Consider the following 13,984-nt stretch of genomic DNA (forward strand, 5'->3'; position numbering starts at 1 on the left):
CTCGCTCGCTCCCGAAGCTCGACGGAGGACGCACGTGGCAAGTGAAAGACAGCATTCCCCCGGCATGTCCCGCCGTTCCCTGCTCGGCCGTACCGCCGCCGTGGCCGCCGGCGCCACCGCCGTGACCTCGGCCGCCGCCGGTACGGCCGCCGCGGCCACCACCCGGGACGTGGACGTCGCGATCGTCGGCGGCGGACTCGCCGGCCTCACCGCGGCCCGCGACCTGGTGGCCGCCGGCCGGACGGTCGCCGTCCTGGAGGCCCGCGACCGCGTGGGCGGCCGGGTCGTCAACCTCCCCCTGACGGGCGGGGGAGTCACCGAGGGCGGCGGCGAGTTCATCGGCCCCACCCAGGACCGCATCAAGGCGCTCGCCGACTCCCTGGGCGTGGCCACCTTCGCCACCTACAACACCGGCAAGAACCTCCTCTACAAGGACGGCAAGAAGACCCCGTACGCCACCGACGGCCTCCTCGGCTCGGTCCCGCCCGTCGACGTCGCCGGCCTCGCCAACGCCGCGATCGTGCAGGCCTCGCTGGACGACATGGCCAAGCAGGTGCCGGTCGACGCGCCCTGGACCGCCGCCAAGGCCGCCGAGTGGGACAAGCAGACCTTCGAGAGCTGGCTGAACGCCAACGCGGTGGTCCCGTCGGCGAAGTTCCTCCTCGACGTGGCCTGCACCTCGATCTTCTCGGCCGAGCCCCGCGAACTCTCGCTCCTCTTCGTCCTCTTCTACATCGCGGCCGCCGGCAACGAGACGACCCCCGGCACCCTGGAACGCCTCACCGAGACCGCGAACGGCGCCCAGGAACTGCGCTTCGTCGGCGGCTCCCAGCTGGTGCCGGTCAGACTCGCCGCCACCCTCGGCGACCGGGTGGTGCCGAACGCCCCGGTGCGCACGATCGCCCGGTCCGGCGGCAAGTACGTCGTCACCGCCGACGGCATCACCGTCACCGCCCGGCGGGTCGTCGTCGCCGTGCCTCCGCCGCTCGCCGCCCGCATCCGGTACGAGCCGCTGCTGCCGGCCGCCCGCGACCAGCTCACCCAGCGCCTGCCGATGGCCTCGGTCGGCAAGGCGATCGCGATCTACGACACCCCCTTCTGGCGGGCCGACGGCCTCAACGGCCAGGTCGTCAGCGACACCGGAGTGATCAGCTCCACCTTCGACAACTCCCCGCCCGACGCCTCGTACGGCGCTCTGATGGGCTTCATCGAGGCCGACGAGGCCCGCAAGCTGGACGCGGCGAGCGAGGCGGAGGTCAGGGCCGCCGTGCTGAAGGACTACGTGACGTACTTCGGCGAGAAAGCCGCCTCCCCTTCGTCCTTCGTCCTGCAACGCTGGAACAACGAGGCCTACACCCGCGGCGGCCCCGTCTCGATCGCCGCACCGGGTGTCCTGACGCAGTACGGCCCGGCCCTGCGCGAGCCGGTCGGCGGGATCCACTGGGCGGGCACGGAGACCTCCGTCCACTGGATGGGCTTCATGGACGGCGCCGTGCGGTCGGGCGAGCGGGTGGCGAAGGAGGTGCTGGCGGCGCTGTAGTCGTCGTCCGCGTCCACCTCCGCCCGCTCCTTTCTGTGTGCACGACCATTCCTGACACTCCGTCAGGTATGTAACCTGACAGAGCGTCAGTTACTTGACGGTCACTCATGGCAGTCACACAGGAGCGGGCGGACCGATGCTTGGATCAACCCACGGCACCCTCACCACCGACTCCCGCCGGGCCCGGGTCATCGCGTGCGGCGAGCACCCCGGGCCCGCCGTCCACGGCCGGCCCCCCGCGGCGGACGACCTCGACGTCAGCGGCCGTCCGCTGTACGCGGCCGTCCCCGACCTGGACCGGTTCTTCCGGCCGGAGTCGGTCGCGGTCATCGGCGCCTCGGACGCCGAAGGACGCCCGAACACCGGTGTCACCCGGCAACTGGTGGGCTGGGCCGAGCGGGTGGGGGCGCGGCTGCATCCCGTGCACCCCACCCGCGCGAGCGTCTTCGGCCTGCCCTGCTCGCCGTCCGTGGCCGACCTGCCCGAACAGGTCGACCTGGCCGTCCTGCTGGTCGCCGACCCACTGCCCGTCATCGAGCAACTGGCCGAGACCAAGGTGAAGTTCGCCGTCGTCTTCGCCTCCGGGTTCGCGGAGACGGGCGAGGAGGGCGCGGCCGCGCAGGCCCGCCTCGCGGCGGCGGTGGCCCGCTCGGGCATCCGCCTGCTCGGCCCCAACACCAACCTCAACGCCTTCGAGCGGTTCCGCGACGACCTCCCCGGCCCGTCGATCGCGCTGATCACCCAGTCCGGCCACCAGGGCCGCCCGGTCTTCGCCCTCCAGGAACTGGGCATCCGCCTCTCCCACTGGGCGCCGACCGGCAACGAGGCCGACCTGGAGACCGCCGACTTCCTCTCCTACTTCGCCGAGCGCCCCGAGGTCGGCGCGATCGCCTGTTACGTGGAGGGACTGAAGGACGGCCGGTCCTTCCTCCTCGCCGCCGACCGGGCCGCCCGGCGCGGGGTGCCGGTCGTCGCGGTCAAGGTCGGCCGCACCGAGACCGGCGCCCGCACCGCCGCCTCCCACACCGGCAAGCTGACCGGCGCGGACGAGGTGGTCGACGCGGCGATGCGCCAGTACGGCGTGATCCGGGTGGACGGTCTGGACGAACTCCAGGACACCGCGACCCTGTTGGCCCGCGCCCGGCCGCCCCGGGCCGACGGGGTCGTCGTCTACTCGATCTCGGGCGGCACCGGCGCCCACGCGGCCGACCTGGCGACGGCGGCGGGCCTCACCCTGCCGACCTTGTCGGCGCACCGGCAGGCCGAACTGCACCAGTGGATCCCCGCGTACCTGAACGTGGCCAACCCGGTCGACAACGGCGGCCACCCGGTGGGCGACGAGCGCGGCCGGAAGATCATCGACGCGATCCTCGCCGACCCGGCCGTCGGTGTCCTGATCTGCCCGATCACGGGTCCGTTCCCCCCGTTGAGCGACCGCCTGGTCCAGGACCTGGTGGACGCGGCGGAACGGACGGACAAACTGGTGTGCGTGGTCTGGGGCTCGCCGGTGGGCACCGAACCGGCCTACCGCGAAGTCCTGCTGGGCTCCTCCCGGGTGGCGACCTTCCGCACCCTCGCCAACTGCATCTCCGCCGTCCGCGCCCACCTCGAGCACCACCGTTTCGTGAGCGGCTACCACTCCCCCTTCGACGAGGCCCCGCGCACCCAGTCCCCGTCCTTCCGCAAGGCGCAGCTGCTGATGCGGCCGGGTCAGCAGCTGAGCGAGCACGCGGCGAAGCAACTGCTGCGGGCGTACGGCATCCGGGTCCCGCGCGAGCAGCTGGTGACCAGTGCCGCGGCCTCGGTGCGGGCGGCCGGACTGGTCGGCTACCCGGTGGTGATGAAGGCGTCCGGCGCGCAGATCGCCCACAAGACCGAGCTGGGCCTGGTGAAGGTCGGCCTGACCTCGGCCAGCCAGGTCCGCGACGCCTACCGCGAGCTGACCGACATCGCGCGCTACGAGGGGGTCTCGCTGGACGGCGTCCTGGTGTGCCAGATGGTCGAGCGCGGCGTGGAGATGGTGGTCGGAGTGACCCACGACGACCTGTTCGGCCCGACGGTGACGGTGGGCCTCGGCGGGGTCCTGGTGGAGGTCCTGCACGACGCCGCCGTGCGCGTGCCGCCGTTCGGCGAGGACCAGGCCCGCGACATGCTGGCCGAACTGCGCGGAAGAGCGCTGCTGGACGGCGTACGGGGCCGCCCGCCGGCCGATCTGGACGCGCTCGTCGAGGTGATCCTGCGCGTGCAGCGGATGGCCCTGGAGCTGGGCGACGACCTCGCCGAGCTCGACATCAACCCCCTGGTGGTCCTGCCCTGGGGGCAGGGCGCGGTGGCGCTGGACGCACTGGCGGTCTGCCGGTGAGGACCAGACCTCACGGACGAGGACGACAGCCCACCGAACGTGCCGCGGTCGCGGGTTTCCGTCACGCCGTCTCGCCTGGAGCTCGGACAGCCGCCGGCGTGGTCCCCACAGCCGACAGCCCACAGCCCACAGCCGACAGCCCACAGCCCACAGCCGACAGCCGACAGCCGACAGCCGAGAACGGAGAGCGGAGCGTGACCGTGCCCGAGCCAGAGCCCGAGCCGTCGATACGCCACCGGACCGACAGCCAGGTCAGCCACATCGCCCTCGATCGCCCCGAGACCCTGAACGCCCTCACCCCCGGGATGCGGGACCATCTGATCGCCCTGTTCGCGAAGGCCTCGGCCGACCGGGACGTCCGGGCGGTGGTCCTCACCGGCACCGGCCGCGGCTTCTGCGCGGGAGCGGATCTGCGGGGTGGCTCCACGGGCGGTGAGCGGGTGGCAGGCGACGTGAGCCGGACCCTGCGACTCGGCGCCCAGCGCCTGGTCGGCGCCGTGCTCGACTGCGAGAAGCCGGTGATCGCCGCGGTGAACGGCACGGCGGCCGGCCTGGGCGCCCATCTCGCCTTCGCCTGCGATCTGGTGCTGGCCGCGGAATCGGCGAGGTTCATCGAGGTGTTCGTCCGCCGGGGCCTGGTCCCGGACGGCGGCGGCGCCTATCTCCTCCCCCGTCTGATCGGACCCCGCCGGGCCAAGGAGCTGATGTTCTTCGGCGACGCGCTCACCGCGCCGGACGCCGAACGCCTCGGCCTGGTCAACCGGGTGGTCCCGGACGGCGAGCTGGACAAGACGGCCCGCGAGTGGGCGGCACGCCTGGCCGCCGGCCCCACCCGATCCCTGTCGCTCACCAAGCAGTTGGTCAACACCTCCCTGGACGGCGACCGGGCCACCGCCTTCGCCGCCGAGGCCGCCGCGCAGGAGATCAACATGACGACGGCGGACGCGCGGGAGGGTGTGGCGAGCTTCGTGGAGCGGCGGGAGCCGAGGTTCCGGGGCCGGTGACGCGGTCCCGGCGGCCCTGGCCCTTCCTATCTGACATGTCGTCAGTTTCAATGGGACACATGATGGGACATGCGGGAATGGCGGCCGCGGCCGTCCGTTACCTCAGGGCGGACCACACGGTCGAGGCGCTGCCACGCCCGGAGCTGCGCTGTGTCCGCGAGGACGAACGCGCACCGGTGGACCAGGGCGAGTTCCGGCGGGTGCTGGGGAGCTTCGCGTCGGGCGTGACGGTCGTGACGGCACCGGCCGTCGGGGGCGAGGACGGCGGCGCGGGCCCCGCCGTCGTCGGGGGCGAGGACGGCGGTGCGGGCCCCGCCGGCTTCGCCTGCCAGTCCTTCTCCTCCCTCTCCCTCGATCCGCCCCTGGTCGCCTTCATGGTCGGCCGCACCTCAACCACCTGGCCGCGCATCGCCCGCGCGGGCGTCTTCTGCGTCAACGTGCTGAGCGCCGGCCAGGCCGGCCTGTGCCGTGCGTTCGCGGCGAGCGGCACCGACAAGTTCGCCGGGGTGGCCCATGACGCGGCCCCGGTGTCGGGGGCGCCCCGCCTCGCCGGGACCCTCGCCTGGATCGACTGCGCGGTGCACGCCGTCCACACGGGCGGCGACCATCTCGTCGTCGTGGGCCGGGTGACCGCCCTGGGGACGGGCGAGGGCGCGGAGGAACCGCCCCTGCTCTTCCACCGGGGCCGTTTCCTCTGAGCGTCGGCCGGTGCGCCCCGCTCGGCGTGCGACCGCTCAGCGCACGTAGTCGACGACCTGCATCATGCCTTCGTCGCCGTGCTGGAGCTGGTGACAGTGCAGCATGGAGCGGCCGGTGAAGTCCTCGGCGCGCAGCCGGAAGGTGACCGAGCCGTTCGGCGGGATGCCGACCGTGTCGTGCCAGACCGGCGTGGCGAGGCGGCGGTTGTCGACGGCGGTCAGGAGGAAGTGGTTGGTGTGCAGGTGGAAGGGGTGATGACTGTGGGCGTGGGAGTCGTTGACGACCGTCCACTCCTCGACCTCGCCCAGCCGGACGCGCTGGTTGACGAAGTCGGGCGCGAGGCGCCCCCAGGCGAGGTCGCGGCGGCCGGCCCGCGGGTCGGCGGGCGGGGTCTCGCCGTCACCCAGGATGCGGTAGGCGTTCGGGAAGGCGCCTGAGAAGACGTTCTCGTAGCTGCGGAAGGTCAGATTCCGGGTACGGGTGGGCTCGGGCAGGCTGGCGGGCCTGCCGGGCAGGGCGGTCGGCAGCGCCATCGGGCGGGCTTCACCGGTGACGACGAGCGTCAGCAGGGTCCGCGAGGGGCCCCCGCCGGACAGCTGGTAGACACCGGGCTCGCCCCCGCGGACCAGCACGTCGACGCGCCCGCCCATGGGCAGCGTCAGTCCGGTGGTGGCGACGGGCTCCATGAGCGTGATGCCGTCACAGGCGATCTGGTGCAGCTCGTGCCCGCGCAGGCTCAGGAAGTGAGCGGTGATCGCTCCGGCGTTGACGATCCGCCAGCGCTGGACCTCCCCCGGGGCGATGGTCAGCACCGGGTTCCTGGCGCCGTTGACCAGGAAGGTCGAGGCGATGCCCTCGTAGGCGCCGTGCGAGGTCAGGTCCGGCACCCGTCCGCCGGACAGCTTGAGCTCGCTGACGCAGACGACGACGTCCTCGGCGGCGGCGATCTCGGGCACCTCGTCGATGTCCCCCTCGACGACGAGCACACCCCCCAGGCCGCCCAGCAGCTGGGTCGCCGTGGACCCGTGATGGTGGGGGTGGTACCAGAACGTGCCGGCCGGATGATCCGCCGGGACGTCGACGACACTGCGGTAGGTGGTGGTGCTCCCCGGCGTCCCGGAGGGCTCGAACGTGCGGTAGATGTTGTCGGACTCGCCCGTGGGGTCCACATGCATGCCGTGGGTGTGCAGGTTGAACGTGTTGAAGTGGTGCGGGACGTTCATGTCGTGCTGCGCCGCCCCGCCGTTCGGCGGCAGCGCGTTGACGTGCGTGATCTCCAGCGAGTCCCCCGGACGCACCCGCAACGTCGGCCCGGGGATCGCCCCTTCGTAGGTGCGCGTGGTCACCGTGCCGACCCCGGGGAGCACCTGCTCGGTGAAGGCGATGGTCAGACCGGTCTCCAGCCGTCCCGTGTGCGGCGGCGTCCTGCGGGTCTCCGGCTGCGGGAAGGAGGCGTCGGCCTCCTGTCGCGCCGTCGCTCGCGGACTCGCCGCCACGCCGGTCAGGACCGCCCCGGCGGCGAACGGCAGGCACTTCAGCACGCCACGACGGGCCAGAGAAGTCACGTATCGCCTCCAGGGGCAGTAACGGCAGCGAGAGCAGCGGACTGCCGTGCACGGCAGTGCACTGCCGTGCACGGACAGAACGGCGACACGGAGGCCGCACAACGCAGCCATCCGTGTCGGAATGTACCCATATGATACGTAAAGGAGCCCCGAAACCACCTCCGCCTCACCGTCCACCGGCCAGGACAGGCACCGCCTCGGACAGGCACCGCCTCGGACGGTCGCCGGCCAGGACAGGCACCGCCTCGGGCGGTCGCCGCCTCGGACGGTCGCCGCCGCGGGCTACCTGGACGGCCGCCCGGCCACCACGCACTGGATGCACGCCGAGCACTTCCAGCGGCTCTTCCCGAAGATCCGGGTCGACGCGGACGTGCTGTTCATCGACGACGGCGACGTCCTCACCTCCGCCGGGGTGGCCGCCGGGATCGACCTCTGCCTCCATCTCCTGCGCCGCGACCACGGCGCCGCGGTCGCCAACGAGGTGGCCCGCCGCACCGTCGTACCGCCGCACCGCGACGGCGGCCAGGCGCAGATCGAACGCCCCGTGCCCGACCCGCAGCAGGCGACCACCACCGCCGCCCGCGCCTGGGCGCTGGGCCGCCTCCACGAGCCGATCCAGCTGCGCGACATGGCCGAGCAGGAGGCCATGTCGGTACGGACGTTCACGCGCCGCTTCCGCGAGGAGGTCGGCATCAGCCCCGGCCAGTGGCTCACCCAGCAACGGGTCGAACGGGCCCGGCACCTGCTGGAGTCCAGCGACCGCTCCGTCGACCGGATCGCCCGGGACGCCGGTTTCGGCACCGCCCAGTCGATGCGCCAGCGCCTACAGACGGCCCTCGGGGTCACGCCCACCGCGTATCGCCGCACCTTCCGCACCGTCCGCCCCGGCAGCGGTGGCGACGGCGTGGTCGACGCCACCGCCCTGCGCTGACCTCCCGGCGGTCCGCACCTCACCCCACCAGCCGACCGCGGCCCGCGGTGCTTCGGGCAGCCCGCGGCTCATGGTCAGAACGTGAGCACCGCCCGCGCCACCCTCCCCGCCTCCGCGTCCGCCGCCGCCTTCGCGAAGTCCTCCACCGGGTAGGTGTCCGTCACCAGTTCGTCGAGGAGCAGCCGGCCGGCCCGGTACAGCTCGGCGTACAGCGCGATGTCCCGCTGCGGGCGCGACGAACCGTACCGGCAGCCCAGGATCGACTTGTCCAGGTACATCGACGAGACCAGGAAGGACGCCTCGGCGGTGGCCGGCGGCACCCCGAGGAGCACCGCCTGCCCGTGCCGGTCCAGCAGGTCGATCGCCTGCCGGATCAGCTCGACCCGGCCGACGCACTCGAAGACGTGGTCCGCGCCCGTGGGCAGCACGTCCCGCACCGCGTCCGTCGAGGTCAGGAAGTCGGTCGCGCCGAACCGCCGGGCCACCGCCTCCTTCGCCGGGTTCGCGTCCACCGCGACGATCCGCGAGGCGCCCGCGATCCGCGCTCCCTGCACCACGTTCAGCCCGATCCCGCCCGTCCCGATGACGACGACGCTCTCCCCGTACCCGACCCGCGCGCGGTTGAGCACGGCCCCGACCCCGGTCAGCACCCCGCACCCGATCAGCGCGGCGGACGTCAGCGGGATGTCCTTCGGGATCCGGACCGCCTGTACGGCCTTCACCACCGTGCGCTCGGCGAAGGCGGAGTTGGACGCGAACTGGTACACCGCGCTCCCCGCGCGCGTGAACGGTTTCCGCGGGCGCCCGATGGCCTGCCGGCACATCGTCGGCCGGCCGCGGTCGCACTGCGCGCACGTGCCGCAGTTGGCGAGCGTGGACAGCGCGACATGGTCTCCCGGCCCGACATGACCGACCCCCGCGCCGACCGCCTCGACGACCCCCGCGCCCTCATGGCCGAGCACGACGGGCGCCGGGAAGGGAATCGTCCCGTCGACGACCGAGAGGTCGCTGTGGCACAGCCCGGCCGCCGAGATCGCGACGAGCACCTCGCCCGGCCCCGGATCGCGGACGGCCAGATCGTCGACGACCTCGGCCCGCTTCCCGTCGAACACCACGCCTCGCATCGCGTCCCCACCGCCTTGTCCGTTTCCCGTCGCTATCCCTTGGGCTGCCTGGGCAGGCCGAGCACCCGCTCGGCGATGATCGTGCGCTGGATCTGGTCCGAGCCGCCGTAGACGGTGTCGGCCCGGGAGAACAGGAACAGGTGCTGCGCGTCGTCGAGTTCGTACGGCGAGGAGGGCGACCAGTCCGCGGGGCCGACGCTCGCCGCGGCCCCCCGCACCTGCACCGCCACCTCCCCCAGCCGCTGGTGCCAGCCGGCCCACAGCAGCTTCGCCACGCTGGGCGCGCCCGGCCCGCCGGAGCCGCCCAGCGTGCGCAGCGCGTTCCACCGCATGGTCCGCAGTTCGGCCCACAGCCGCACCAGCCGCTCGCGTACGACGGGGTCGTCGGCCGCCCCCGTGCGCACCGCCGTACGCACGACGCGTTCGAGTTCCTGGGCGAAGCCGATCTGCTGGGCGAGGGTCGACACCCCGCGTTCGAAGCCGAGGAGGCCCATCGCCACCCGCCAGCCGTCGCCCGCCGCGCCGACGACGTGCTCCACGCGCGCGTGCGCCCCGTCGAAGAAGACCTCGTTGAAGTCGCTGGTGCCGGTCAGCTGCCGGATGGGCCGTACCTCGATCCGTCCCGGCTGGTCCATGGGGACGAGGAGAAAGGTCAGTCCGTGGTGCCGCCTGGACTCCGGGTCGGTGCGGGCGAGCACGAAACACCAGTCGGCCTCATGCGCGAGCGAGGTCCAGATCTTCTGACCGGTGATGCGGTACGACCTTCCGTCGGGGTCGAGTTCGGCCCTCGTACGGACCCCGGCCAGGTCGGACCCGGCGCCCGGCTCGCTGTACCCCTGGCACCAGAGCTCGGCGCCGGCGGCGATCGGCGGCAGGAAGCGCGCCTTCTGCTCCGCCGTGCCGTGCGCGAGGAGGGTCGGCGCGAGCAGGTTCTCCCCGATGTGCCCGGAACGGGCCGGGGCCCCCGACCGCGCGTACTCCTCGGCCCAGGCGACCTGCTGGGTCAGACTGCCGGTCCGGTTCCCGAACCCGCCCTCCGGCCACCCGATCCCGATCCACCCGGCCGAGCCGAGGGTGCGCTCCCAGGAACGCCGATCGGAGGCATGCGGGGCATGCGCGTCGAGCCAGCCACGCACTTCCGCGCGGAACGAGTCGTCCGCCGGAGCAAAACCGAAATCCACGCTGACCTCCTGGGCAAAGGGCGACCGCCGCCACCTCAGGGGCGAGGGGGCTGCATCGATGTGCGGCTGCGCCGCGTGGGCGCGAACAACCACGACGCACCCGCGGCCGCCGAACCACGCACACCCCCGGGCTACCGGGCGTTGGGCCGGCTTCCCTCCCGCGCGGCCCGAGCCATCTCCTCCAGTCGCGCGAGCATCGGCATCGGATCGACCCCCACCGTCGTCGGCAATACCTCCGCGATCCGCTCCGGCGTCCAGGAACCCCCGTCCGCGTAGGCCGAACGCAGTTCCACCGGCTGCGCCCACACCGCGATCTTCGGCCCCGCGACGGTGTACACCTGCCCGGTGACCTTCGCCTCCCGCGCGCGGTCCGACAGCAGGTACACCACGAACGCGGCCACGTCCTCGGGTTCACCGATCTCCGCCAACTCCGTCGGCACGCCCGCGGACATCCGGGTACGGGCCACGGGGGCCACCGCGTTGGCGGTCACCCCGTACTTGTGCAGACCCAGCGCCGCACTCCGCACGAGCGAGATGATCCCGCCCTTGGCGGCGCTGTAGTTGGCCTGCGAGACCGAGCCCTGGTGGTTGCCGCTGGTGAAGCCGATCAGCGTGCCGGAGCGCTGTCCGCGCATCACCGCCGACGCGGCCCGGAAGACGGTGAACGTGCCCTTGAGATGGGTGGCGACGACCGGGTCCCACTCGTCCTCGGACATGTTGAACAGCATCCGCTCCCGCAGGATCCCGGCCACGCAGACGACTCCGTCGAGGCGCCCGTACGACGCCAGCGCGGTGTCGACGACCCGCTGCCCGCCGGCCATCGTCGAGACGTCGTCGGCGACGGCGACCGCCTCCCCGCCCGCGGCCTCGATCTCCTTGACGACGGCCTGGGCGACCTCGCTGGTGGGTGAGGCGCCGTCCACCGAGACGCCGTAGTCGTTGACGACGACCCGCGCGCCCTCGGCCGCCGCGGCGAGCGCCACCGCCCGCCCGATGCCTCGTCCCGCCCCGGTGACGGCGACGACCTTGCCGGTCAGGAAGTTCCCCACGTCCGGCCCCCTCCCACAGTTTCTGACGGACCGTTAGATTTGGATGCGAGGTCCAGACTGACCCGTCCGTCGGTCGGGGACAAGCCCCGGGGAGGCACGGAATGACACTGCCGGTCGAGTTCCACGAGATCGCGAAGCGCGTCAACAACTGGGGGCGCTGGGGGGCCGACGACGAGATCGGCACCCTGAACCTCATCACCGACGACGTCGTCCGCGCGGCCGTCGCCGAGGTCCGCACCGGCCGCCGCGTCCCGCTCGCGCTCCCCCTGCGGGAGGACGGCGTGCAGACCGGGCTGATCCCGGGGCGGGTCAACCCCCTGCACGCCATGGTGCAGATCAATCAGGAGATCTTCGGTCCCGGCACGGTGGCGTGCAGCGACGACACCGTGACCATGGGCCTCCAGGCGGGCACCCACTGGGACGCGCTGACCCATGTCTCGCACTCGGGAAAGCTCTACAACGGCCGGCCGGCCGGCACCGTCACCCCGCACGGCGGCGCCGAGTTCAGCGGCATCGACAAGGCGCGGCACGTCGTCTCGCGCGGGGTGCTCCTGGACGTGGCACGCGCGCGTGGCGTCGACCGGCTGGACGGCGGGCACGCGGTCACCCCGGAGGACCTGGCGGCGGCCGAGGAACTGGCCGGCACGCGCGTGCGGGCCGGCGACATCGTGCTCGTACGGACCGGGCAGGTGCAGCTCTACCTGGCCGGCGACAAACAGGGGTACGGCTATCCGTCACCGGGCCTCTCGGTCCGTACGCCGGAGTGGTTCCACGCGCGCGATGTGGCGGCGGTCGCCAACGACACCCTCACGTTCGAGATCTTCCCGCCCGAGATAGACGATCTGTGGCTGCCGGTGCACGCGCTCGACCTGGTGGAGATGGGGATGCTCCAGGGCCAGAACTGGAATCTCGAAGAGTTGTCCACAGCCTGTGGACAAACGGGCCGCTATGCGTTCCTGCTGTCGGCGATGCCCGAGCCGTTCGTCGGCGGCACGGGGACGCCGGTGGCCCCGGTGGCAGTGCTGTAGGGGCCGGCATACGAACAGACGTTCCCCTCACGCCGGATGGCGGTGCGCGGCTGCCCGCCCCGAGCACGGCACCGCGCACCGCCATCCGACTCCGGCGCACCCTCCCCCGCTCCCGGCTTCGCCCGAGCGGGAGGGGCCCCCACCGACTCCCCTCGGCCCTGAGGGAGCCGGCGCCGAATCACGACCCACACTCGGCGAGAGCCTCCGTCACCGAAGCCCTCGTCGTCCCCTCGCGGCGAATCGCTGACCACAAGCGTGATCAAACGGACACGTCGCGTCAACACCCGGACGGAGATTTATTACTTAGGTCCCCTTTGTGGTGGGCGCGCACGGAAGCACAGCCGGGCGCACCGATGCCGGACCGGACGGCTCGCGACAGCGCTTTCTGCGCCCCTGCACCGCGCGCCGCGGGGCGCCCCACACCCGTGCGCCCTCGCCGCCGGGCGCGTCGACGGTCGCGCCACCGCCCGCGTCACCGGCCACGGGCCGGGCGCATCGCCGGTCACCCGCCGCCCGATCGCCGCCTGATCGCCGCCCGATCGCGGCTCAGACGACCTCGTACGCGAGCCCTCCGTAAGCCGGCTCGGGCTCCGCCGGGACCGCGCCCCGGCAGTCCTCCACGTTTCGGCGCTTCTCCGCGCCCCCGTCCTCCGCCTCGGCCTCACCGGGCTCCGCACAGCGGTCCAGTTCGCACCAGATGCGCTTGCCCGCGCCCTCGACGCTCCAGCCCCAGCGGTCCGCGAGACCGTCGACCAGGGCCAGCCCGCGGCCGCCGGTCGCCTCGTCGCCTGCGCAGCGGGGCACGGGGGCCCGGTCACTGGTGTCGGCCACCTCCAGCCGGACGGTGGACGGCTCGGCCGTCCCGCCCGGCAGGGACAGCCGCAGCACGGCCGGACAGCCGGTGTGCACCACGGCGTTGGTGACCAGTTCGGAGACGAGCAGGATCAGCGTCTCGGCGAGCGGCTCCTCGTCCCCTATCCCGGACCCGGCGAGGCGCGAGCGGGCCCACCTGCGGGCGCGCCCCACCTCAGCGGGGTCGGGCCGGATCTCCAGCTGCACTTGAAGCACCTGCACCGCTCACACCATCCGAACCGGCGGACACATGGCCGTGCGCCACGCAAGCCACGCGAGCCGCGTGTGCACCATGACGACAGGGGCCACGATCGTAGCCATTTTCTGCATGGCCAGAACAACAGCCAGAGGCAGGGTGACGGAACGTGAATCCCTTACGAGACAGCTTGGTTGACGTACAGTCACCTCAACAAGCGCTTCGGGCATATTCCAGCGCGAAGGAGTACCCGTGCGGCATACTGTGCGACGCTCGTTGCGGGGAGTCGAACAGGCGGGCTCCAGAAGCCCGTCCGCCCTGCGAGCGGCGGCGCGCACCGCCGGATCCGGTACCGCCCCAGGGGCACCGCCGGCATGGCTCATGCTCGGAACCACTCGCATTCCACAGAAGGTACCGGAGAGGCCTGCCGACTCCAGGCCGTGACGGGTCACG

The 13,984-nt window shown here is 72.7% G+C and carries 10 protein-coding genes and 1 pseudogene; 6 read left to right on the top strand and 5 right to left on the bottom strand.

Going from position 1 to position 13,984, the window contains the following annotated elements:
- The first annotated feature begins 64 nt into the window (after positions 1–64).
- The 4 genes from QQM72_RS20345 to QQM72_RS20360 all read left to right on the top strand — a co-directional run bounded on the left by QQM72_RS20345 (position 65) and on the right by QQM72_RS20360 (position 5,604).
- Complete coding sequence (locus tag QQM72_RS20345; protein WP_314222285.1) at positions 65–1,540, top strand: flavin monoamine oxidase family protein; 1,476 nt, start codon at positions 65–67, stop codon at positions 1,538–1,540.
- Positions 1,541–1,676: 136 nt separating this feature from the next.
- Positions 1,677–3,902, top strand: coding sequence for an acetate--CoA ligase family protein (locus tag QQM72_RS20350; RefSeq protein ID WP_314222286.1), 2,226 nt, complete (start codon positions 1,677–1,679; stop codon positions 3,900–3,902).
- 227 nt (positions 3,903–4,129) lie between these two features.
- Positions 4,130–4,906: an enoyl-CoA hydratase-related protein gene (locus tag QQM72_RS20355; RefSeq protein WP_399077959.1), complete on the top strand. Its 777-nt coding sequence runs from the start codon at positions 4,130–4,132 to the stop codon at positions 4,904–4,906.
- A 62-nt stretch (positions 4,907–4,968) separates the two neighbouring features.
- On the top strand, positions 4,969–5,604 hold the full coding sequence (locus QQM72_RS20360; protein WP_314222337.1) for a flavin reductase family protein: 636 nt from the start codon (positions 4,969–4,971) through the stop codon (positions 5,602–5,604).
- A 36-nt stretch (positions 5,605–5,640) separates the two neighbouring features.
- Here QQM72_RS20360 and QQM72_RS20365 read toward each other — a convergent pair whose 3' ends face one another.
- On the bottom strand, positions 5,641–7,170 hold the full coding sequence (locus QQM72_RS20365) for a multicopper oxidase family protein (RefSeq protein ID WP_314222288.1): 1,530 nt from the start codon (positions 7,168–7,170) through the stop codon (positions 5,641–5,643).
- 268 nt (positions 7,171–7,438) lie between these two features.
- Here QQM72_RS20365 and QQM72_RS20370 point away from each other — a divergent pair.
- Positions 7,439–8,101, top strand: a pseudogene (locus QQM72_RS20370) (GlxA family transcriptional regulator); the annotation flags it as partial.
- 74 nt (positions 8,102–8,175) lie between these two features.
- Here QQM72_RS20370 and QQM72_RS20375 read toward each other — a convergent pair.
- From QQM72_RS20375 to QQM72_RS20385, 3 genes are all read right to left on the bottom strand, one after another.
- On the bottom strand, positions 8,176–9,225 hold the full coding sequence (locus tag QQM72_RS20375; RefSeq protein ID WP_314222289.1) for a Zn-dependent alcohol dehydrogenase: 1,050 nt from the start codon (positions 9,223–9,225) through the stop codon (positions 8,176–8,178).
- A gap of 32 nt (positions 9,226–9,257) precedes the next feature.
- Positions 9,258–10,406: an acyl-CoA dehydrogenase family protein gene (locus QQM72_RS20380; protein WP_314222290.1), complete on the bottom strand. Its 1,149-nt coding sequence runs from the start codon at positions 10,404–10,406 to the stop codon at positions 9,258–9,260.
- 131 nt (positions 10,407–10,537) lie between these two features.
- Positions 10,538–11,455 (bottom strand): SDR family NAD(P)-dependent oxidoreductase, encoded by a 918-nt coding sequence (locus QQM72_RS20385; protein WP_314222291.1) that lies wholly within the window; start codon positions 11,453–11,455, stop codon positions 10,538–10,540.
- 101 nt (positions 11,456–11,556) lie between these two features.
- On the opposite strand from QQM72_RS20385, the gene QQM72_RS20390 reads away from it, so the two are divergent.
- Entirely contained in the window at positions 11,557–12,483 is a 927-nt protein-coding gene (locus QQM72_RS20390; RefSeq protein WP_314222292.1) for a cyclase family protein, read from the top strand.
- Between the two features lie 546 nt (positions 12,484–13,029).
- On the opposite strand, the gene QQM72_RS20395 is transcribed toward QQM72_RS20390, so the two are convergent.
- Complete coding sequence (locus QQM72_RS20395) at positions 13,030–13,542, bottom strand: ATP-binding protein (protein ID WP_399077963.1); 513 nt, start codon at positions 13,540–13,542, stop codon at positions 13,030–13,032.
- Between the last annotated feature and the right edge of the window lie 442 nt (positions 13,543–13,984).

The sequence above is a fragment of the Streptomyces zaehneri genome (assembly GCF_032248645.1).
Taxonomy (GTDB): Bacteria; Actinomycetota; Actinomycetes; order Streptomycetales; family Streptomycetaceae; genus Streptomyces; species Streptomyces coriariae.

Bases quoted from the DNA above. Each gene is read 5' to 3' on its own strand.
- QQM72_RS20390 (WP_314222292.1), top strand. From the start codon at position 11,557: ATGACACTGCCGGTCGAGTTCCACGAGATCGCGAAGCGCGTCAACAAC.
- QQM72_RS20360 (WP_314222337.1), top strand. From the start codon at position 4,969: ATGGGACATGCGGGAATGGCGGCCGCGGCCGTCCGTTACCTCAGGGCG.
- QQM72_RS20345 (WP_314222285.1), top strand. From the start codon at position 65: ATGTCCCGCCGTTCCCTGCTCGGCCGTACCGCCGCCGTGGCCGCCGGC.
- QQM72_RS20350 (WP_314222286.1), top strand. From the start codon at position 1,677: ATGCTTGGATCAACCCACGGCACCCTCACCACCGACTCCCGCCGGGCC.
- QQM72_RS20375 (WP_314222289.1), bottom strand. From the start codon at position 9,225: ATGCGAGGCGTGGTGTTCGACGGGAAGCGGGCCGAGGTCGTCGACGAT.